19 protein-coding genes and 1 pseudogene are annotated in these 20,402 nt (G+C 71.1%); 10 read left to right on the top strand and 10 right to left on the bottom strand.

Going from position 1 to position 20,402, the window contains the following annotated elements:
- Positions 1-1,061 precede the first annotated feature (1,061 nt).
- The 3 genes from ACZ5D2_RS32465 (at position 1,062) to ACZ5D2_RS32455 (ending at position 4,144) form a co-directional block, all read left to right on the top strand.
- Positions 1,062-2,078 carry a bifunctional DNA primase/polymerase gene (locus ACZ5D2_RS32465; RefSeq protein WP_468934353.1) on the top strand — a complete coding sequence of 339 codons (1,017 nt, stop codon included), beginning with the start codon at positions 1,062-1,064 and terminating at the stop codon, positions 2,076-2,078.
- Complete coding sequence (locus ACZ5D2_RS32460; RefSeq protein ID WP_331738047.1) at positions 2,075-3,622, top strand: DNA primase family protein; 1,548 nt, start codon at positions 2,075-2,077, stop codon at positions 3,620-3,622. Before ACZ5D2_RS32465 ends, ACZ5D2_RS32460 begins: the two co-directional genes overlap by 4 nt.
- Before the next feature lie 126 nt (positions 3,623-3,748).
- Positions 3,749-4,144: a DUF6009 family protein gene (locus tag ACZ5D2_RS32455; protein ID WP_266846447.1), complete on the top strand. Its 396-nt coding sequence runs from the start codon at positions 3,749-3,751 to the stop codon at positions 4,142-4,144.
- A 47-nt stretch (positions 4,145-4,191) separates the two neighbouring features.
- Here the strand turns inward: ACZ5D2_RS32455 and ACZ5D2_RS32450 are convergent, their stop codons facing one another.
- The 3 genes from ACZ5D2_RS32450 to ACZ5D2_RS32440 form a co-directional block, all read right to left on the bottom strand.
- Positions 4,192-6,219 carry a HelD family protein gene (locus ACZ5D2_RS32450; RefSeq protein WP_331738046.1) on the bottom strand — a complete coding sequence of 676 codons (2,028 nt, stop codon included), beginning with the start codon at positions 6,217-6,219 and terminating at the stop codon, positions 4,192-4,194.
- A gap of 353 nt (positions 6,220-6,572) precedes the next feature.
- A complete protein-coding gene (locus ACZ5D2_RS32445) occupies positions 6,573-7,466 on the bottom strand; it encodes an aminoglycoside phosphotransferase family protein (RefSeq protein WP_468934380.1) in 894 nt (297 codons plus the stop codon).
- Positions 7,467-7,692: 226 nt separating this feature from the next.
- Positions 7,693-8,571 carry an aminoglycoside phosphotransferase family protein gene (locus tag ACZ5D2_RS32440; RefSeq protein ID WP_468934350.1) on the bottom strand — a complete coding sequence of 293 codons (879 nt, stop codon included), beginning with the start codon at positions 8,569-8,571 and terminating at the stop codon, positions 7,693-7,695.
- A 398-nt stretch (positions 8,572-8,969) separates the two neighbouring features.
- Between ACZ5D2_RS32440 and ACZ5D2_RS32435 the strand changes: the two genes are divergently transcribed.
- On the top strand, positions 8,970-10,223 hold the full coding sequence (locus ACZ5D2_RS32435) for a helix-turn-helix domain-containing protein (protein ID WP_468934347.1): 1,254 nt from the start codon (positions 8,970-8,972) through the stop codon (positions 10,221-10,223).
- A 309-nt stretch (positions 10,224-10,532) separates the two neighbouring features.
- Here ACZ5D2_RS32435 and ACZ5D2_RS32430 read toward each other — a convergent pair whose 3' ends face one another.
- Together ACZ5D2_RS32430 and ACZ5D2_RS32425 are read right to left on the bottom strand one after the other, a co-directional pair.
- On the bottom strand, positions 10,533-10,892 hold the full coding sequence (locus tag ACZ5D2_RS32430) for a DoxX family protein (protein WP_331738041.1): 360 nt from the start codon (positions 10,890-10,892) through the stop codon (positions 10,533-10,535).
- A 204-nt stretch (positions 10,893-11,096) separates the two neighbouring features.
- Positions 11,097-11,591, bottom strand: coding sequence for a cupin domain-containing protein (locus tag ACZ5D2_RS32425; protein WP_468934344.1), 495 nt, complete (start codon positions 11,589-11,591; stop codon positions 11,097-11,099).
- 81 nt (positions 11,592-11,672) lie between these two features.
- Here ACZ5D2_RS32425 and ACZ5D2_RS32420 point away from each other — a divergent pair, with 81 nt between their 5' ends.
- Positions 11,673-12,524, top strand: coding sequence for a LysR family transcriptional regulator (locus tag ACZ5D2_RS32420; RefSeq protein ID WP_468934341.1), 852 nt, complete (start codon positions 11,673-11,675; stop codon positions 12,522-12,524).
- A 39-nt stretch (positions 12,525-12,563) separates the two neighbouring features.
- On the opposite strand, the gene ACZ5D2_RS32415 is transcribed toward ACZ5D2_RS32420, so the two are convergent.
- The 4 genes from ACZ5D2_RS32415 to ACZ5D2_RS32400 all read right to left on the bottom strand — a co-directional run bounded on the left by ACZ5D2_RS32415 (position 12,564) and on the right by ACZ5D2_RS32400 (position 15,477).
- Entirely contained in the window at positions 12,564-12,707 is a 144-nt protein-coding gene (locus ACZ5D2_RS32415) for a hypothetical protein (protein WP_371681468.1), read from the bottom strand.
- 172 nt (positions 12,708-12,879) lie between these two features.
- Positions 12,880-13,218: a peptidase inhibitor family I36 protein gene (locus ACZ5D2_RS32410; RefSeq protein WP_331738035.1), complete on the bottom strand. Its 339-nt coding sequence runs from the start codon at positions 13,216-13,218 to the stop codon at positions 12,880-12,882.
- Positions 13,219-13,464: 246 nt separating this feature from the next.
- A complete protein-coding gene (locus ACZ5D2_RS32405; RefSeq protein WP_468934337.1) occupies positions 13,465-14,826 on the bottom strand; it encodes an SMI1/KNR4 family protein in 1,362 nt (453 codons plus the stop codon).
- A 144-nt stretch (positions 14,827-14,970) separates the two neighbouring features.
- Entirely contained in the window at positions 14,971-15,477 is a 507-nt protein-coding gene (locus tag ACZ5D2_RS32400; protein WP_331738031.1) for a CAP domain-containing protein, read from the bottom strand.
- Between the two features lie 408 nt (positions 15,478-15,885).
- On the opposite strand from ACZ5D2_RS32400, the gene ACZ5D2_RS32395 reads away from it, so the two are divergent.
- A complete protein-coding gene (locus ACZ5D2_RS32395) occupies positions 15,886-16,470 on the top strand; it encodes a TetR/AcrR family transcriptional regulator (protein ID WP_468934335.1) in 585 nt (194 codons plus the stop codon).
- Between the two features lie 83 nt (positions 16,471-16,553).
- Entirely contained in the window at positions 16,554-17,537 is a 984-nt protein-coding gene (locus ACZ5D2_RS32390) for a zinc-binding dehydrogenase (protein ID WP_468934332.1), read from the top strand.
- A gap of 157 nt (positions 17,538-17,694) precedes the next feature.
- On the opposite strand, the gene ACZ5D2_RS32385 is transcribed toward ACZ5D2_RS32390, so the two are convergent.
- Complete coding sequence (locus ACZ5D2_RS32385) at positions 17,695-17,985, bottom strand: hypothetical protein (protein ID WP_468934329.1); 291 nt, start codon at positions 17,983-17,985, stop codon at positions 17,695-17,697.
- On the opposite strand from ACZ5D2_RS32385, the pseudogene ACZ5D2_RS32380 reads away from it, so the two are divergent.
- The 3 genes and pseudogenes from ACZ5D2_RS32380 to ACZ5D2_RS32370 form a co-directional block, all read left to right on the top strand.
- A pseudogene (locus ACZ5D2_RS32380) lies at positions 17,984-18,751 on the top strand (S8 family serine peptidase); the annotation flags it as partial. The gene ACZ5D2_RS32385 and the pseudogene ACZ5D2_RS32380 sit on opposite strands and share 2 nt — an antisense overlap.
- 121 nt (positions 18,752-18,872) lie before the next feature.
- On the top strand, positions 18,873-19,499 hold the full coding sequence (locus tag ACZ5D2_RS32375) for a cyanobactin maturation protease PatG family protein (RefSeq protein ID WP_468934327.1): 627 nt from the start codon (positions 18,873-18,875) through the stop codon (positions 19,497-19,499).
- A gap of 91 nt (positions 19,500-19,590) precedes the next feature.
- Positions 19,591-20,184, top strand: coding sequence for a hypothetical protein (locus tag ACZ5D2_RS32370; protein WP_468934324.1), 594 nt, complete (start codon positions 19,591-19,593; stop codon positions 20,182-20,184).
- Positions 20,185-20,402: the final 218 nt, after the last annotated feature.

Raw genomic sequence — 20,402 nt, 5'->3', positions numbered from 1 at the left:
CCGCCGGGCCTGCGGCCCCCTGGCGGGCCCCTGGGACGCTTCTGGGACGCCTTGCGTCAGAGAAGAGTGCCTTGCGTGGTGCGTCCTGTCCGGTCGTAGCAACTACATCGGCCTGGGCCATCGGTTCCGGCCCTTCGGGGCTCCGGCGCAGCCTGATCCCCGTAAGCGGTGTGCAGACCCGGTCCGGCAGTGACGTGACCGGGTCTGCCCCCGCAAGACGGAAGGCCCTCCACCTGGGTGGAGGGCCTTCCGCGCCTGAGTAACGGTCGGGACCCACTGTATCGGCCGGGCCCCGGCCCGCGGCAGCCCAAAAACCCTCACACGTTTGTGTGGTGGGGAGCGGAGAGGCGGGGTCCAGGAGGGACCGAAGGACTCGTCAGTCCCCCCTGGGCTTCAGTCCCTCAGCGACCCTGCTCCTAAAACTGCAGGTCAAGGCCTTCCCGCAGGCGGCGGCAAGGGACCGGAGGGACTGAAGGGACCGAACTTTCCTGTTCCACTGATTACGCGTGCGTGTGTATGCGTACGCGCGTAACAAGACCCCTAAAACGCTGGAGCGCTGATAACTAGGACTTCTCAGTCCCTTCAGTCCCTCTCGCGGCACCTGCAGGCCGTTGACCTGGGCTTTTCTGTGAGGGACCGAAGAGGGACCGAAACGCTGGGTCCCTCCCGAGAGTCCCTGCCCCCGGTAGCCGCCTCCGGCTGCCCGGAAGGCGACACGCCCGGGGTGGGAAACCTGCGGTGGCCGGCGCCCTGCTGGGGGACCCTGATGGGTGCTGACGTCCAAGGGACCGAAGGGACTGAAAAACCGATACAACGCGACGAGGAGCACCGTCTCCTGAGGTAGGCTCAGGGCCTCATTCGAAAACTCGGTCCCTTCAGTCCCTCCCTGAGCTGTGATGGCCCTTTGACCAGTGCTTTTGCCTCAGGGATCGAACCAACTGTTGGGTCCCTCGACAAGGACGATCCGAGTGCCAGGCCAGGGCGACACCACCAGAGCAGCGTCATCGGGGACCATCAGTCCCTTCGATGTCGCCGTGTGGTGCGCCACACAGGGCTGGCCCGTGCATCCTCTGGCGCCCGGCCGCAAGACGCCGGCGGCCAACTGCGCGGCCTGCCGCGAGCACACCCACCCCCCGCAGGCCTGCCCCTGCACGGCAGCGGGCAAGTGGTGCCACGGCTTCCACGCGGCCACCACCGACAGCGCCCGCCTCAGGGCCTGGTGGGGAGAGCAGGCGTCCTTCGGTGTCGGTGTCTCCTGCGGTCCCGCGGGGCTGGTGGTCCTCGACGTCGACGCGCACAGTGCCGAAGTGCCCGAACGAGACCGCCTCCTGCCCGGCATCGCCATCCACCAGGGCGTCAACCTGGACGGCCTGGCCTCCGGCTTCGACACCCTGGCCCTGCTCGCCGCCTACCGCAGCCGGGCGAACCCTGTGCAGGACGAGTCGACCCTGCGGGTCAGGACCCCCTCCGGCGGCCTCCACATCTGGTACCGGGTCACCGAACCCGGGATGCGCTACCGCTCCTCCACGGGCTCCAGCCCCAAGGTGGCCCTTGCCTGGCAGGTCGACGTACGGGCCGTCGGCGGCTACATCGTGGCCCCCGCCACCCGTACCCCGGCCGGTACGTACGACCCCGTCGGGCCGGCCCGGCTTCCGGCACCGCTCCCTGACTGGCTGGCCGCCGAACTGACCCGGACCGGACACCTCGTCGACGATGGCCGGGCCCGTTCCGCCGCCGCCACCACCGCCACCACCACTACGACGGCGGCGGCGTCCCGCCCCGTCCCCAGGCCCGACGGCACGGGCGCCCACCGCCTCCTGGAGCCCTTGCTGGCCGAGGTCCACGGATGCGCCGCCGTCCCGCAGGGAGCGAGCTTCACCGAGAAGCTCAACCGGGCCGCCTACACCGCCGGAGGCCTCGTCGCCGCGGGCCACCTCACCGACGCGGAGGCCCGGGAGCTCCTGACCGCGGCAGCCGACGAAGCCCGCCCGCACCAGAGCCACCGTAGCCTCGCCATCATCAACTCTGCCCTGTCCGCCGGTCTCCACCGGCCGCTCCACCTCAAAGGACGCCCATGAGCAGCGCCGACGGTCCGCGTTTCGACGCCACTGCCGCCGCCCAGCAGATGCTCGACCTCGAAGGCCACCTGCCCGCCCCGAACCTGCCCGCACAGCAGGGCACCGTCACGGTGCACGAGCAGGCCCGCCAGTCGGGGCAGCTGCCGGGTCTGCTCAGCGACCGCGGGAACGCGAAGCTGTTCGCGGTGATGTACGGCGACCAGTTCCGTCACGTCGAGGGCCTGGGCTGGTACCACTGGAGCCAGTACCGCTGGAAGCGCACCGGGGGAGAGAAGGCCGCGGTGTGGGCGGCGGGGGACATGGCGGAGCAGATGCCGGCCTCCGACCCGACCGGGCTGTTCAGCGACCGCGAACTGCTCCTGCACCGGCGCCGCTCGATGTCGACCCCGGGCATCAAGGCGATGCTCACCCAGGCGAAGGCCTCGCCCGCCCTCGCCCTCGATCCCGACGTCCTGGACGGCGACCCCTACGTCCTGTGCACCCCGTCCGGCGTCGTGGACCTGCACACCGGCCGGATCCGCAAGCCCGACCCCGAGCGCGACATGCACTCGCGCGCCACCAGCGTCGCCCCCGAGGCCACCGAGACCCCGCGCTGGCACCGCTTCCTGACCGACACCTTCGGCGACGACGCCAAGGGCGCGGAGACCATCCAGTTCCTGCACCTGCTGCTCGGCTACTCCGTCACCGGGGACGTCGGCGCGCAGGTCCTGCCCTTCCTCTACGGCACCGGCGCCAACGGCAAGTCCGTCCTCCTGGACGTCATGACCCAGATCCTCGGCGACTACGCGCAGGCGGCCCCGCCCGGCTTCCTGATGGAGAAGGGCAAGTTCTCCGAGCACTCCACCGAGCTGACCGAACTCCACGGCCGGCGCATCGTGGTGTGCAGCGAGCTCAAGCCCAACGACAAGTTCGACGAGTCCCGGGTCAAGCTCCTGACCGGCGGCGACCGCATCATGGCGCGCCGCATGCGGCAGGACTTCTTCTCCTTCACCCCCACGCACAAGCTGTGGCTGCTGGGCAATCACCGCCCCGAGGTGGCCTCGGGCGGGCACGCCTTCTGGCGCCGGATCCGGCTCATCCCATTCGAACGGGTCGTACCCGCCGCCCGCAAGATCGACAACCTCGCGAAGGAACTCGTCGACAGCGAGGGACCCGGCATCCTGCACTGGCTCGTCGAAGGCGCCCAGCACTACCTGCGCACCCGCGACCCGCTCACCGGACCGTCCTCCGTCCGCGTGGCCACGCAGGCGTACGCGACGACGGAGGACCACATCGGCCGCTTCCTCGCCGAGTGCTGCACCACCGAGCCCGCCCGGAGCGGCGGCGACCTCAGGGTCGAACAGGGCCTGCTCTACGGCGCCTACAGCGCATGGTGCAACGCGGGCGAGGGGATCCGGCCGGCCACCGCCCGCGCCTTCGCCACCCGCGTGCGTCAGGAACTCGGCCTCGCCTCACCGGCCGACATGATGAAGTCCAGCGGCAAGAAGTACTACCCCGGACTCGCACTCCTGGCCGATGACGACCCGGAATCCTCATATGTCTAGACCAGGCTGCCTACACACCGGTCGCCCATCTCTCTACGATGGACTCGGTCCCCTCACCCGGGACCCCGCCCGCCAGACCCACCCAGGCCCGCACCCGGCCGCCGACAACGAAAAGGGGCCGCAGCCATGAGCTCGCTGCTGAACGAGAGCGACCTCCTCCACGAGAACACCGTGGTGTGGCTGGAGAACCCCGAACAACTCGACTACGTGCGCCAGGCCCTCGACAAGACCGCCCGCCGCCGCGGCAAGCCCCGCTACGCCCGCGACGGCCGCATGGTCGGCTACACCGAACTCGACGAACACGCCGAAGCCGACCCCGACAGCGGCCTCCAGCTCCGCCGTGTCTTCTTCCTCCTCCCGCACGACCGCGACGCCCAGCCCGACGGCCTCTACCAGGCGGGCGCCCCGGGCGAAGCGGTCGACCCCCGCACCATCGAACCGCGCCGGGTGGGGGAGAAGACCCCCCGCTCCCAGGGCAGCCGGGCGGGGAAGATAGCCGCCACCGGGGCCAGAACGGCGTAGCACCGGGCGGGCCGCCCCCGACGGGCCGCCCGCCGGCCGCCGAGTCGTCAGGCGGGCTGGACGGTGATGGTGCGCAGGCGCTTGGTGGCCCGGGTCAGGGCCACGTACAGGTCCCTTTCCCCACCGGGGCGGGCCGTGATGATCTCCTCGGGGTCCATGACGACGACCCCGTCGAATTCCAGGCCGCGTGCTTCGGACGCCGGCACGATGCGCGCGTGGTGAGCGATGCCCCGGTCCATCAGCTCGCTCACCCTGGTGTCCGCGCAGACCACCCCCAGAAGCTCGCCCGGGTGCGCGGTGCTCTGGGCGCGGAGTTCCTCAACGACGGCGGTGACCAGCCCGTCCGCAGACGTGGTCACGGTGCGGGGGCTCTCGCCGCTTCGCAGCGACCGTGTGGGTTTCTGGTCCGGGGCGATCCGCGTGAGCAGGTCCCGGACGCTCTCCAGAATCTCCTGCGTCGTGCGGTAGCTGATGGTCAGGTCGTGCAGTTTGAACCGCGGTCCGACGTGGGGGCTCAGTGCCTCCTTCCAGTCGCGTGCCGTCGTGACCGGGCCTGCCTGGGCGAAGTCACCCACCAGCGTCATCGCCCTCGCCGGGCAGCGCCGGACGATCATCCGCCACTGCATGGCGGTCAGTTCCTGCGCCTCGTCGACGACGACGTGCCCGTACGTCCGCTCGGGGGGACCGTCGACCAGGCTCGCCGCCTCGTCCAGCAACGGCACGTCGGCATCGGTCCAGGGGTCGTCCGGACCGCGCAGGAGAAGGGACCGCTCCTGCGCGGTCCAGCGGGGCAGGAGCTCGGCGAGAGCGTCGGCGTCCGTCAGGAGCGCCTTCACGAGGTCACCGGGTACCAGCCGCGGCCACAGCACCTCGACCGCCCGGTCGACGCCGGCGTCGTCGAGGAGATCGGCCCGGATGGCGTCCAGGTCCAGCTCGTGGGCCGGACCCGGGTCGGCCGCGCCTTCGGCACGGCGCTGGGCGGCTCCCGTGAACCGGTCGAGGTTCATGCCCGTCATCCGTTCGGCATCGGCGTCGATCTGCTCCAGGAGGTCGCCCATGTCCCGTTGCATCGCGTCGGTGACGGCGTCGACCAAGAGCTCCCTGAACACCTGGCGCGCGGGGTTGTGCCCCGGTGCGGCTGCCACGGCGGCGTCGCGTGCCGTGGCGACTTCCCCGTCGGACAGGTGAACCAGTTCCCGTCCGACCCGCACGGTGAAGTCCCCGGTGGGGGCTTGGTGGACGCGCAGGAGGCCGGCCAAGGCGTCGGCGAGGTCGGAGCTGCCCTTGAGACGCGCGGTGTCGAACGGGTCCACCGTGTCCGTGGACACTCCGGCCAGTTCCCGGCAGGTCGCCAGAACGACGTCGTTCTCTCCGAGTGAGGGAAGGACCTGGGAGATGTAGTCGAGGAACCGGGCGTTCGGGCCCACCACCAGGACACCCTCCTCCGCGGCGCGCGGGAACGCGTACAGGACATAGGCCGCCCGGTGGAGGGCGACCACCGTCTTGCCGGTGCCGGGCCCGCCCTGGACCACGGTCACCCCGCGGTGGGCGGAGCGGACGACCTCGTCCTGCTCGGCCTGCAGCGTCGCGACGGCCGCGTGCATCCTGCCCGTACGCCGTGCCGACAGGGCCTCGGTCAACGGGCCGTCCCCCACGACGTCCTCGTCGGTCGGGGCGCTCCCGTCCAGCAGTTCGTCGCTCACCGAGACGACCGTGCGTTCCGCGAGGCGCAGGTGCCGGCGCCGCCGCAGGTCCATCGGGTGGACCGGTGTCGCCTCGTAGAAGGGCCGCGCCGCGTTCGCGCGCCAGTCCACGAGCAGAGGCAGGTCATCCTCCTCCGTATGCAGTCCGATCCGTCCGATGCGCAGGGCCGTGCCGTCCGTCCGGTCGATGCGGCCGAAGACCAGCCCCTTTTCGGCGCCCTCCAGCCGGCCGATTTCCTTGGCCAGGCGCTCGGCGGCGATTTCTCTCTCGTATGCCTCACCGGCGCTTTCCGCCGGGGCCTTCAGCACGCTCGCCCGGTGTACTCGCGCCTCGGAAATCCGCTCGGTGAGCAACTCGTACAAGGAGGACACATAATCCCGCTCCGATTCAACCGCACGCACAGCAGGATCATTTAACGTCGACAACAGGGGGCTCCTTCGATTCGAGCCACACCATACGGTCAAAGTTCTCCAAAGGTAAGTCTTGACTTACTTGTTGAAGGCATGCCCCTACGACTGATTCCGTGACGGCCGGCCGTATTGCGCATCGTGCATTCCTCTGTTCCGTATATCGCCCATTGCGCTCCCGATGCCCTCCTGCTTTATGGGCGAGCGAGCCCGGAGCATCCCGCCCGGCCCCGCCAACCCGGATCGGCCGATTGTCGGTCTCCGCCTCTTTGATTTCGGTCAAAGAAATCAATGACGACCGGTGGGGGAGGGGAACGTCAGGGGCGGTGGTGATCGGCGACGGCCTCGGCCGCCGCGCGGTGGCCGACGGCCGCCAGGGCGGGGTTGAGACCGCGGTAGTGGTGCTCCGCGGTGAGCCCGAAGCGCAGGGCCCAGCCCCGCCCCCGCGCCCACGTCGCGTCGTCCACGCCCACCGCCTCGCGGAACACCTCGCGGGTGTCGGCGGTCAGCAGGGTCCAGGCCGCCATCATGTCGCAGGCGGGGTCACCGACGCCCACGAGCCCGAAGTCGATGACCGACGTGAGCCGGCCCCGGTGGCCCAGCAGGTTTCCCGGCAACAGGTCGCCGTGCAGCCAGACGGGCGCGCCCCGCCACTGTGGTGCGCGTACGGCCGCCTCCCACGCCGAGGCAGCCGCCCCGGCGTCGAGCGTGCCGTCGGCGCCCAGGTCCCGGATCGCCGCGCGGACCTCGTCGTCGGCGGTGTCCACCCGGCCGCCGCGGAACGACCGCGGAGCCCCGGTGGTGTCGACGCGGTGGAGCGCCGCGAGGAAGCGGCCCAGTGCGGCGGCCGCGTCGTGGAGTCCGCGTTCGGCGAGGGGCCGGTCGTGGAGGTTCTCCCCGTCGAGCCACCGGTACACCGACCAGGCGAACGCGTACCCCTCGCCCGGCGCCCCGTGCCCGAGCGGCACGGGCACGTCCAGGGGCAGGTGGGGTGCGAGGTGCGGCAGCCATCGCTGCTCGGTGCCGACCTGCCCCTCGGCATCGGGGACGCGGGGCAGGCGTACGGTCATGTCCTCGCCCAGCCGGTACATGGCGTGGTCCGTGCCGGCCGAACGCACCGCCCGTACCGGCAGCCCGGCCCACTGCGGGAACTGCGCCGCGACCAGCCGTTCCACGAGCCCCTCGTCGATGTCCACTTCGTCGGCATGCATCTTCACACTGGACACCTCCATCAGGACGACGCGGCTCGGTAGAGCAGCTCTGTTCAGGAAGAGTGACGGATGTTGCCTCGCCGGTCAATATTCTTGGCAATCAAACTTGCCTGATGTGGCAACCAGATGCTCCGTGGAGGGGGCCTCGGCGCCGTCGCCATGTACGGCGAGACCAACGCCGAAGTCCTGCCGCCGCCCAAGGAGCCCCCCTCCCTCTGACACGGCCTCAGCCCCCCAGGACCTGACGGATCACATAGCGGGCGTTCGCGGAGATGACCGGGTTCGTCCCGCGGTAGTAGGGCAGTTGGATGACGGCCATGGACAGCGCCCACCCGCGGCCGCGGGCCCAGGTGGCGTCGTCGGTGTCCACGGCCTCGCGGAAGACCCGCCGCGCGGCGGCCGGCAGCAGGTTCCACGCCGGGATCAGGTCGACGGCGGGGTCGCCGAGGCCGGCGGTCCCGAAGTCGATCACGGCGGCCAGCCGGCCGTCGGCGCCCAGCAGGTTGCTCGGCATGAGGTCCGAGTGGATCCACCGCGGCTCCCCCGTCCACCCGGGGGCGGCGAGTGATTCCTCCCACGCGGCGAGGGCCGCGCCGGCGTCGAACGGCTCGTCCGTGCGCCGCAGTTCCTCGATCGCGGCACGGGTGTCCGCGTCGGCGGCGGCCAGGGGTCTTCCCCGGTGCGCCGGCGGCCCCGCGCCGAGCTCCGCCCCGCGCAGCGCCGTGACGAACGCCGCGAGGTCGCGGGCCAGCCGCCCGGGGTCGTCCGTACGGCCCTCGACGAGCACCTCGCCGTCGATCCACCGATGGACGGCCCACCTCCACGGGTAGCCCTCGGCGGCCCGGCCCAGCCCGACGACCTCCGGGACCGGGACGGGCACCAGGGGCGCCAGCCGCGGCAGCCAGTGGGCTTCCCGTTCGAGTGCTCCGGCGCCGCCCGCGGTGAGCGGCAGCCTGACGGTCAGCCCGGGGCCGACGCGGTAGATCGCGTTGACCGTGCCACCGGACTCCAGGCGCCGTACCGGCAGCTCGGCCCACCGGGGAAACTGTCCGCGCAGCAGCCGCCGGACGAGGCCCTCGTCGGTCTCCGCTTCGTCTGCGTGCATCTTGGCCATGTGCCGTCAGACCCGGCCGATGACGCCGGCCCCGCCGCCGCGGGTGAGGGTGGCCGCGGCTGCTGCGGAGAGCGGCACTGCGGTGCAGGCGACGGGGATGCTTCTGCGCATGAACGGCTCCGAACGGAGGATCCCGCGCCACGGGATCGAAGAGTGTGGAGGTGGCGGCTCGACATCCGCTCGAAGCGGTTCGGCCTCGCCGGTCAACCTAGATCGCCCCTGTCCCTGCGGCAAGTCAACTTGCCAAAAATTGCCAAGCCTCGATGGAGGTGCAGTGCCAGAGGTCAGGCAAACCTTTGCCAAGGGGCGGTGAGGGGGGCTACGCTGCGCACCAGAGCGTCGGGGGCGCGATCAGGGTTGTGGTTCCGAGAATTGATGGCAGGGCTCATATGACAGACGGGTCGTCCTTCGGCGCGCGCCTCAAGGCCTTGAGGCTGCAACGTGGCCTTTCCCAGGCCTCCCTGGCCGGCGAGGAGATCTCCACGGGGTACCTCTCCCGCCTGGAGTCGGGCGCGCGCCGCCCCACCGAGCGCGTGATCACCCACCTTGCCAAACAGCTCGGCGTGGACCGCCTGGCCTTCGACGCCCTGCCCGGCACGGCCACCGTCTCCGTCGGGAGCTCGCTGACACGGGCGCTGAGCATCGCCGCCTCCTCCGACAGCGACGAGTCCGTCGAGGAACTCATCGACGTACTCGCGACCGCCGGGGCGGAGGAGGACCCGCTGCTGCGCTGGCAGGCCCTGTGGGTGATCGCCCGGTACCGGGCCCGCCAGGGCGAGCGCGCCGAGGAACAGGAGTGTCTGGAAGAGCTGGCCGAGGTGGCCGATGACCTCGCGCTCCCCGCGCTGCGGTGCAGATCCGGCACCCAGCTCGCCCGGTGCCTGCGCTCGGTGGGCCAGGTGGCCCGCGCACTCGAACTCGCCGAGGGCGCGTACCGCGTCGCCAGGGACGCCGGCCTCTCCGTCCCCGACACCGGGACCGCCCTGCTGGCGCTGGTGTCGGCCGAGGCGGAGGCCGGCCGCCTGACCGAGGCCCGGTCACACGCCGAGGAACTGGTCGAACTCGTGGCGGGCGGGACGGACGCGCTGCGCGCCGAGGCCCTGTGGTCGGCGGCCACCGTCTGCTCCCGCCAAGGGGACGACGAGGCCGTCCACGCCTACCTGGCGCAGGCCGTGCAGGCGCTCGACAGCCGCGTCGACCCCGTTCTGTGGGCCCGGCTGAGACTCGCCGCGGCCTCGCTGTACCTGCAGTCCAGGCCCGCCCTCACCGGGAAGGCGCGCACCTGCCTGACGCAGGCCGAGGTGGCGCTCTCGATCATCGGCACGCCGGTCCAGCAACAGGAACTGCTGGTGCTCCAGGCGCACCTCGCGTTCGCGGAGGGCCGCTACGCGGACGCCCGCGCCGTCCACGACCGGCTCGACTTCGACAGCCTGCGGCTCACCTACCGCGACCGGATCCGGCTGCAGACGCTCGACAGCCTGCTCCTGATCGTCGAGGGCCGCCGGCAGGAGGGGCGCGCCCGGCTGAAGGAACTGGGGGAGGAGGCCCGCCGCGCCTCGAACATGGACCTCGCCGCCGAGATCTGGCGGGTCCTGGCCGAGACGCTGGAGAACGCCGAGCAGACGGGCCCCGCCCAGCGCTGACCGGCCACGTGCGGTGGCTCTCCGACCGGATGCGGCCGAACCGGCCCCGACCGCGCAGCGGGTACGGGTACGGGTACGCGCGGACCCCGGCCGAGCAGGACCCGTCCGGATCCTGGACCTCACCCCGTGAGCGGCCGGGCGCGTCGTCGCTGATCGTGGTGCTCCATGCCGTCGCGCACGGGGCCGACCTCCGGTCGCGGGGTGGCTGGCGTTCCTCTTGCGATTACAGGTAGGTCGTCCAGATTCCGGCCCGAAGAATGTCCAACGGGCCGGCTCCCGATCGGGTCCACCGGTCGAGGCGGTGCTCGCTCACAGCGCGGTGGCCAGCCAGATGGTCACGGCCGCCGTGGCGATGAGCCCGACGTTGAGTGTGATCGAGCGGTCTTCGCCGGTCAGGTGGACGGCGACCGCACCCGTCTGCAGGAGTACGAACCCGATGGCCGCGGCCGACGCCGACCAGGGAGCGATGCCGGTCAGCGGCGGCAGGACCAGCCCGGAGGCACCGAGTATCTCGACCGCCCCCAGCGTCCTGACGGCGGCCGGGGGCACGCGGTCGACCCAGGCCATCATCGGTCGGAGTCGGTCACGGCTGCGGATCACCTTCATCGAGCCCGCGTAGAGGTAGAAGAGGGCGAGCAGTCCCGCGACGATCCAATAGGCGGTGTTCATGATTCCCGTTCCTGGGCCACCGGTTCCCCGGGAGCCCGTCCATTGCGTTCATTGCGTCGATTGCGTTGATGGGCGGAAAGGTCCGGGGAGCCCCGGGCGAAGGCCCGGCGGTGCCCGGACGGGCCGGCCCTGCCGCCGAGGGACGGGAGGAGCGCCCCGGCCTGCCGGTCGGGGGAGGAGCGCGGCCGGGCCCTCCCGTCGGCTTCAGGGGGAGTCGGTCGCGGGCTCGGTCGCGTAGCGGCCCATCGCGTCGATGCCGGCCTGCGGCGTCATCGGCCGGCCGGTGGCAAGCACCTCCTGAAGGTCTCGGAAGTACTGCACGTACAGATCCGGGGTGAACGTGCTGAGCATGACGGCGGGGCGGTCGGTCGGGTTGGAGAAGGTGTGCGGGGTGCCGGGCGGAACGATCACGAGCGTGCCCGTGGAAGCGTCGTGGTCCTCGTCCCCGACGGTGAACCGCACGGTGCCGGAGAGGACGTAGAAGCCCTCGTCGTGGCCGGCATGACGGTGCTGCGGCGGTCCCTGGGTGTGCGGGGCGAGAACGGACTCGGCGATCGCGAGGCGGTGCCCGGTACGGCTGCCGTCCTCAAGGATGCGCATGCGCGTGGGGCCCAGGAGGATGGTCTCGCCGTCGCCGGGACCGACCACCGATACGGCGGGGCCGGCCTGCGGTTCGCTGGTCCTTGTTTCTTCGGTCATGCCCACCAGTGCACGGCCAAGGCCCCACGGCTGTCCAAGACCCGTTCCGCAACGCCGATATCCCGTGGGTATCGTTGCAGCGTGGAGCTACGGACCCTGCGCTACTTCGTGGCCGTCGCCGAGGAACTCCACTTCGGCCGGGCGGCCACCCGACTGCACATGAGCCAGCCGCCGTTGAGCCGGGCGATCAAGCAGTTGGAGGCCGACGTCGGGGCCCTGCTGTTCGCGCGATCGGCCGCCGGCGTCAGGCTCACCCCGGTCGGTACGGTGCTGCTCGACGAGGCGCGGGCACTGCTCGACCATGCCGACCGCGTCCGCCTGCGCGTGAGCGCGGCGGCCGGCGTCGCGTCCCTCACGGTCGGCATCCTGGGTGACGGCACCGACCCGGCAGCACTCAGGCTGGCGGCCGCCTACCGCCGGCGCCACCCCGGCATCGACATCCGCATCCGCGACACCGACCTGACCGACCCGACCTGCGGTCTGCGCACCGGGCTGGTCGATGTCGCCCTGACCCGGGCGCCGTTCGACGAGACCGCCCTGACGGTGCGTGAGCTGCGGGCGGATCCGGTCGGGGTGGTCCTGCGCGCCGACGATCCGCTGGCCCGGCACGACCGACTACGGCCGGCCGACCTGAACGACCGCCGCTGGTTCCAGTTCCCGCAGGGGACCGACCCCGTCTGGCAGTCCTACTGGAACGGCGGCATGTCGCGCGAGGGCCCGGTGGTACGCACCGTCCGGGAATGCCTGCAGGCCGTGCTGTGGAACGGCACGGTCGGCCTGGCCCCGCTCGGGGACGACCTGCACGCGGAGCTGGCCGTGGTGCCGCTGATCGACATGGCGCCGAGCCGAGTGGTGGCGGTGTGGAACAAAGGTGACGTCAACCCGTTGATCCGGTCCTTCATCGAGACCGCGACAGCGGCGTACCGGGACTGAGCTCCGGCAACCGTTGACCTCCGGCACCGAGGTGTGCTGTCAGGGGCCGTTGTTCCCCTCGAAGTCGCCCAGGTTGATGAAGCCCACCCGGTTCTCCCAGACGTCCCACGTCACATGCTTCCGAGCGCCCCAGTAGTAGGTCTCGTAGCTCATGAGGTCGCCGTACGCCTCGTTCTCGTGCATGCGATCAGGTTGGCCGAACACGGTCAGGAACTCCTCGTACGAGCTCACGTGTGCGAAGTGGGTCGAGGTTCGGCCGGGCCTGCGCTGCCTGCCGTTTCATCCGCATCGGATCAGCCGGATGCGGGGCGGGCGCCGCTGCGGATGCCCACCCCAACACGTCAGCCGGCCGGAGTCAGAGCTCCCACTCGACCCGTTCCACCGTGTCGTTGTGCTCCTTCGGCTCTTCGAGCTTGTCGCCGGCCCTCAGGATGCGCGTGAGCGTGCCGTTCTTGCTGATCAGCTTCGCGTTGCTGTCCGTGTTGTTGACCCACGACGAGACGTTCTTGTGCATGCTGCCGCCGTTGGGAAGGGGCAGGAGCTTGAGGTCCACCGGGTGGCCGGCCCCGATTCCGTATGCCTCGCCCCCGCAGTTGTAGTGCCGCCACAGGCCCAGGGTCTTCGGCGGACAGGGTGAACCCTCAGGGGGACTGACCACTACAACACCGTTGGGCAGCCCCGTGTTCGCGCTCATGGCTCGCTCCGCTCTCTTGTCCCGCCGGCCTTTCCGGCGAGTGCGGAATCACCGTTCCACGGTAAGTGCGCGGCGTATGCCTCTGGCATAGGCTTGATCGTTTCTGCTGTGTACATGGCCACCCGTCTGGCCGAGCGACGGGCCGAGCGACGGGCCCGTCGCAGCCGGATCCCGGTGACGGACGTTCCTGACCGGTCATTGCAGAGCAGGCCCAGGTCGCTCACCCGGACCCTTGTGGCCCGCTGGTCATGTCGCGGGGCCGAGATCCCCCTTGAGGATCGTCTCGACGATCCGGGGCCGGTCCCACAGGGCGAGGAGGTCGTTGGCGATGGCCACGACGGGGAGATGGTCCTGATCCCGCACCGCGATGGCCGCGGCCTTCAGACTGCGCGGGACGGCTCCGGCGTCGAGGAGCACGCGCCATTCCTGCGCACCGAGTTCCAGGAACTCAAGGCCGGTGACTCCGGTGAGCTCCAGGGGGTCGGCCAGCGCGCCGGGGGAGGCGGAGAGGGTCCGCAGCCGGGGCAGACCGGTGAGCGGGGCGAGGCTGAACGGCGGGCCGTCCGGCATGCCTATGGACAGGACTTCCAGGTCAGGGTGGGCGGCGGCCCGGACGGTTGCCAGGCCTCCCGCCCCGACCGTGGCCGCCGACGGCGGCTCATCCGTGCGGAGGGCAGGGCCTTCCTGCCTCGTCCGGCCCAGGATGAAGTCGGTGAGGGAGTCGGCGACGAGTTCGGCGCCGATGCTCTGCTCGTGGTCGACGAGGATGATCTGCCCGGTGTGCCCGCCGGGGCCGGGTGTCAGGTCGACCGCGTACTCGTCGCCACCGTTGCTTCCGAAGCCGATCCAGCCCGGTGAGCCGGCCAGAGCCTGCACCGCGGCATCGGGCGGGGTGCACGGTGCCTGCGTCGCCCCGAGGTCCCAGCCCGGGTGCCGGACCTCGGCGTCCACGCTGTACAGGTGCTCCATGGCGGCCAGTTCGCAGCCGACCGCCGTGTCGGCTTGGTCCTGGTACTCGTGGTCCCAGTCCTCCCAACGCGCCCGTGTCACCCGGTAGAGCACCTTGAACTCGTCCGTCAGCGTGACTCCCAGGCGGGCTTCGGTGGCGGCGATCTCCGCCTCCGTCGCGCCGATGGCGTCGGGCAGGCGCTCGCGGAGCGTCCGCTCCAGCAGTTCCAGGTCTGCCGAAGCAGCCGGCGCCCCGGGTGCCGGAGCGGGCAGCCGGCGCCATGGCTCGGGAAGGGCGCTCTCGACCAGGACGAGTACGCCCAGGTCCGGGTAGCCGACGGCAGGTTCCACGGCCGGGCCGGGCCAGACCAGGCCGAGCACGGTGCTTCCGTCCGGCTGGACCTCTGCCCTGAAGGCGATCTCCCTCTCCTGGACCCCGCCGCGCCCGAGCGCCTTCTGTATGCCCTCCACCGCGATCCGCGTCGCCGTCGGCATGGCCCCCCGGTGGGCGAGGCTCCAGCCGTACTGGCTGATCCGTCCCGCCACACGGGCGGGCAGGGCGGCACGCCTCTGCGTGTCGCCGGTCAGCATGAGACGCAGCACGGGCTCCCAGGTCGCGAAGTCGTGCAGCGAGTGGGACGGGGATCTCTGGTCAACCATGCGCAGACCGTACGCGGAGCCGGTGACAACGGAGACGGGCAGGCCGGAGTTCGAGGAGGGAGAGGTCTTCTTGATGGAGCTCGGCCCGGACGGACGGCGGTTGCGGCAGGTGGAGAGCGCCCCTCGCGGCATGTACAGGTCCGGTCAGGCGTAGCGGCAGACGGTCACGCCGGCTGCGGCACCGCATCCCATTTTCGAGTAGTTCTTCTGGACCATGTTCCAGTAGTGGCCCCAGTTCCTGTAGCTGGGGTCGTCGGTGTTCCAGTTCGGGCCGGCCGCGTCGTAGGCGGCCTTCTCCCCGGCCCACTGGGAGACGGCCTGGGACGGTCCGGCGCCCGACATGTTCTCGGCTCCGTTGTTGAAGCCCTTGTCGTGCGCGAGCCCACCGGCGTGGGAGGCGGGGTTGTCGGCCCATGCCTGCGCGCCTGAGGCGAGAGCCGCGTCCCAGGCCATGGGCGGGGCGCCTTCCGTCTGGCGTATCGCGTTGGTATCGCTCAGGAGGGCCGCCTGGTCGGCGGGGCTGACCTCGGCGGGAAGGCCGGCCGGGACGGCGGCGGAGGCCGCCCCGCCCGCCCCCAGCATCATTCCTGCGGCCATCAGCGTTGCCGCAATGGCGATGGCGCGACGGCGCGTACGGGAAAGTCTTGTCATTGCGACTCCCTGGTCGCACGGAAGCAGCGGAGAGTGCCGGCATGGTTCACTACCGTCAACCGTCGTGGGAGGGGGCGAAACGGCCGGCGAGCGCGATGGTGACTGAGCCATCGGCGACACGGTGCTCTCGAAAGGGCGGCCCATGGCCGCCTCCCCTACGGCCAGCGTAGGTCCAGGTGGCGGGGGTGGCGACCGGGGCTGCGGGACGGGCACCGGCACGACCGCTCCGTCCGCAAGGCCGCCGAGCTCCAACCGATGCCGGCTGATGCAGGGTTGGTGACCGAGGCCGGCAAGCCCCCGTCCGTGGTCCGGGCGCCCGCAGACCGTCCGCCCGGCCGGAGACCGCGACACGTGCGGGGGTGAGGCGTCGCCCTTGTTCTTGAATGGTCGCTCATGTATTTTTGTGCCATGCCCCGACCCCGCGAGTTCGAGCCCGACGCCGTGCTGGACCAGGCCATGCTGCGTTTCTGGTGGCAGGGCTACCGGGCCACCTCGATCGAGGACCTCGTGAAGGCGACCGGGGTGAAACCCGGCAGTCTCTACAGCGCGTTCCCCGGCGGCAAGCGCACGCTGTTCCTGAAGTCGCTGGAGCGCTATTCCGCGTTGGTCGTTCCTCAGAAGCTCGGCGAGCTGGCGGCGCCCGGCGCCTCCCTGGCCGAGCTGCGCGGCTATTTCGACGGATTGGTGAGCGACCTGCTCAGTCCGGAGGGCCGGCAGGGGTGCCTGCTGGTGAACACCGCGATCGAGAACGCGGCCGAGGACGACGAGGCCGCCGCCGTCGTGCGCGGCCATCTGGCCCGCCTGGAGCAGTGCATGGCCACGGCCCTCCGCAACGCTCGCGACGCCGGCGAGGTGCGCGCCTCGGTGGACCCGGGCGGCAGCGCCCGGCTGCTGGTCGCGACGTGCCAGGGGCTCATGGTCGTAGGGAAGGCGAACCCCGACGGGGCGGTACTGCGCGCCATCGTCGACAACGCCTTCGCCGTCCTCGTCTGACAGCTCCACCCGGGGCCACCGCATGCGGTGGCTCTTTTTCGGCCCCAATAGATGAATGACCATTCAAGAACGGAGCCCGCTCAATGAAGGCCATCGTCATATCCGCCTACGGCGCCCCCGAGGTCCTGCACATCACCGACCTGCCCGACCCCGTGCCCGCACAGGGAGAGGTGCTGATCCGGGTCAGGGCGTTCGGCATCAACCACGCCGAGGCATACATGCGCGCGGGTGCCTGGGGCGATGTCGCGGCCGTCCCGGGGATCGAGTGCGCGGGATCGGTCGAGGCCGATCCCTCGGGCCGCCTCGCCCCCGGAACCCGGGTCGTGGCCCTCCTCGGCGGCATGGGCCGCACCCGCAACGGCAGCTACGCCGAGCTGGTCACGGTACCGGCCACCAACGTGGCAGCGGTGAACTCGTCACTGGGATGGGCCGAGCTGGCGGCGGTTCCCGAGGTCTACGCGACGGCGTGGCACGGGCTGTTCGGCAACCTCGGCCTGCGCCCGGGCGAGCGGGTCCTGGTGCGCGGAGCGACGTCCTCCCTCGGCCAGGCCGCCGTCAACCTCGCCGTCGTCCACGGCGCGAGAGTACTCGCGACCACCCGCAACCCCGCCCACGCGCCGCTGCTGAAGGACCTCGGCGCCGAGGAGGTCCTCATCGACGACGGCCACCTGGCCGCCCAGGTCGACAGAGGCAGCCACGGCGCCGTTGACGCGGTGTTCGATCTCGTCGGCAACAACGTCCTGCGCGACTCCCTGGCCACCGTCCGCCCCCGCGGCCGGGTCTGCCAACTCGGCTTCCTCGGCGGCTTCGAGCCCGTACGCGACTTCAACCCGATCACCGATCTCCCCACCGGCGTCCAGTTCAGCTTCTTCGGCAGCGCCTTCGTCCTGGGGAGCCCCGATTTTCCGCTCGCCGACGTTCCGTTCGACGAGATCTACGCCAAGGTCGAGTCGGGGGCGCTGTCGGCAAGGCCGGTCAGGATCTTCCGTTTCGAGGAGATCGTCGAAGCCCACCGGATCATGGAAGCGGGTGAGGCACTGGGCAAGATGACCGTCACCGTCGGCTGAGACACCCGGGCGCCGGTCGCCGGGCGCCCGGCGACCGGCGCCCGGTGACCACCGGATGCTCAGACCGCAGTGAGGTCCTGGACCGGTCGCGTCATGAGCGGGGACGGATCCACCTCCAGCTCACGGCGCAGCAGCCGCTGGTACTCCTTGTAGCGCTTCACAGTGTCGTATGCAGCGCCGCCAGGTACTCCCCGTCCCGACGCAGCCTCTGCGCCAGGCCCTCCAGGGCGTGCAGCCGCACCTGGTCCCAGCGCTCCCGCTCCAGGACGAGCCACTCGTCCGGCCAGCGCGGCAGCAGCTCCTTCCCGAGCATGGCCGAAAGCGCCTCGGCATGGGCGGGAGGCAGACCGTCGCCCGTCGCGTCCTGGGCTGCCCGCCAGCGCGCGCTGTGAAGGTCCACGTTCACCAGAGGCGCGAGCAGCAGCCGGTGGTCCACGCACTCGACCATGGATGCGGCATCCGGCGTACGAGAGCTCGAAGGCTCCGAGCAGTTCAAGGTCTACGCCGTTCGAAGACACATCCCTCACTGTGCAACCGGCCGGTGGAGCACGCATCCGCACCCACCCCTCCATCCGCCCCCACAACAGCCCCGAAGCTCCGGTCCCGCGCCTCCCGCCCGAATTCCGCGGCGCTCCGGGCACGCCGCAGTCACGGGTCTGACCGGCGTACAGACGCTCCCGCAATGGTCCGGAAACGCTCTGAAGACGCCGTCACGACGACGTTTGGACATTACGGGTGACGGACCGGGGACGAGGACCTCCGACGCTCGTACTCGGCATGACTTTCGGTACGCAGTGCCCACGGGCACGGAAAGCAGGTCCCGGATGAGGCCTCGGGATGTCCTGGGGGACCTCGGCGCACGGCCGGACGCACCGTTCGGCGACCCGCGCGTCTGCGTGGCCCTGCTCGACGGCCCGGTCGACCTGTCCCACCCCTGTTTCGCGGGCGCGGACCTCACGCGTCCGGACACCGTGGTCCAGGAGCCCGCCGGGCAGGGGCCGGTGTCCGCCGTCCCCTCCGTCCTGGCCGTCGGCGCCGCCGCCGTCGGCCGGCCACTCGACATCAGCAACTGGGGTGCCGCCTACCGCACCCACGGAATCCTCGCCCCCGGGCAGGACATCGAGGGCGCCGCACCCGGCGGCGGCCTCGCCTCCCTGACGGGAAGCAGCTTCGCCACTCCGCTCGTGACCGGCACCGCGGCGCTGCTCGTCGCGGCCCACCGGTCGCCGCCGGTATCACAGCCGACGGCGGCGCATTTCCCCCGCCGCCGGCCGCACCGCCCCCGGTCCAGGCCGTCCAGGCGCCGTCCCCGGCGGCCCCCGCCCGGCCGCCATCGTGGGCCAGGCGCTCGACCCGGAGAAGCAGGAGGAACGGGCAGGCTACGTCTCGCGCGTCTCCGTGCCCGGGATCCTCACCCACCGCACGAGGCGACTCTTCAACGGCCAGCTCGTGCCCGTGGTCGAGGTGAAGAGCCGAGGCCTCTACACCTGGAACGAGACGGCACTCGTCGACTCCGTCTTCGACAGCGTCATGAAGGACGCGGAGATCAGGCACGTCTCCACCGTCCAGGAGAGCGAGATCCGGCTGACGATCCGCTCCTTCCTCGACAAGATCTACTACCAGTTCCGCAACCTCGGCCAGACCTCGGCCGGCCGGGCGCTGAACTACGCGGGGACCAACGCGTTCCTGATCGGGGGCCAGATGGTCCGGGGAATCCTCTCCGCGGGCCAGATACCCGGATCGAAGGGCGGCCTGTACTCGCTCGACACGATCACCGTCACCAAGAGCCCGAACAGACCGGGAGGACTGCCTCCCCACGTCCGGGCCGTCCGCCGCGACGACGCCGCGGCAGAGGCCGACGCCCGTCGACAGGGCGTCGCGGCCGCCGCGTCGGGCTGCGGCAACCTCACCGGCATGGCCCGGCAGATGTGCTACGCGGGCCGGCACGGTCTCAGGGTCTGACCCCTGTCGGGGATCAGCCCCCTGAAGTCACCGGCCCCTCTCCAAGGAACAGAGGGAACACGAGGAAAGGACCCTGAAGAGCCCGGTGTTCGTGGACGGGCCGACCGGCATCATGGAGCCGACACCCACCCAGCGCGTCGTGGTGAGCCCGCCGTCGTTCGGCGGCATCCGCTGCACGAACCAGATCGCCCCGGCGTCCACGGTCATCGACAACCTCGACCAGTGCATGCTGATCGCGCTGTACCGCCTCACCCGCTGGATCAACTCCTCGTCGCCGGACGTCACCGAACTCCTCCACCTGGGCATCGGGCACGGCGGGCCCCATCCGAAGGACTGCCACAACCAGGGCCGCGCGCTCGGCCTCTCGGGCATCGTGGGGGAGCTGGACGGGGTCGCCTTCACCCGTCTGGTGCAACGGGACTGGGGAGACCTGCCCCGCACCCCCGGCAAGTTCCGCATCGACCCCGCGACGGACCCCCTCGCGTACGGGCTGTTCTCGACCGCCTTCCGCTGCGCCACGTTCGAGTGCGAGGCCACCGCCATCGGCCCGGCCAACAAGTGGCCCATGCCCGAGATCGGCGGCTCCGGCTTCGTGATCTACCCGGACTGCACCGGCCCCGCCGCGCTGGTCAACGCCCACCAGAACCACATCCACATGCAGATCGGCGTCACGGTCCTGCCCTGAGCGGCGCCGGTGCCGGATCCCGGGGCGTCAGACGTGCTGGGGTTCGCCGATGGTGCGGCGCCCGATGCGGGTGGCCAGCCAGTTCGCCCGCTGTAGGTCCTGGCTCTGCACGTGTACGTAGACGGTGTGGTCGTCCGACGGGTCCTCCTTGAAGAGCCTCAGGCAGCCGGTGCGTTCCGTGGGGCCCGTGGGGCTGCCGTGTCGGGTGGGACGGGGGG

This window comes from Streptomyces sp. NPDC031479, from assembly GCF_055581065.1.
The sequence above is the reverse complement of the archived record's forward strand: the minus strand, read 5'-3'. Positions and strand labels throughout refer to the sequence as shown.